The organism is Vibrio sp. L85 (genome assembly GCF_963871815.1).
Taxonomy (GTDB): domain Bacteria; phylum Pseudomonadota; class Gammaproteobacteria; order Enterobacterales; family Vibrionaceae; genus Vibrio; species Vibrio harveyi.
Window position 1 is genome coordinate 1 of the sequence record NZ_CAWMYL010000202.1, and the last position, 213, is coordinate 213.

1 pseudogene is annotated in these 213 nt (G+C 49.3%); it reads left to right on the top strand.

The features are described from left to right. Positions 1–22 precede the first annotated feature (22 nt). Positions 23–213: pseudogene (locus AACR11_RS20880) on the top strand (hypothetical protein); the annotation flags it as partial.

Consider the following 213-nt stretch of genomic DNA (forward strand, 5'->3'; position numbering starts at 1 on the left):
GTGATTGAAGAGGCGCAAACCAATGAGTAAAACACCGAATCCAACACGGGGCTATGTGCCATGCCCTGTGTGTAGTCGAATCTCTACCGTTCACATGGTGGGAGAAGGCAAGATGATTGATACGGGCGAAACGGTTAAGAACGGGCGCAACCTCGGATTGCTTTATTACAAGTGTCCAAGCTGCGGCAATAGCTCAATGAGTAAAACGGTGAG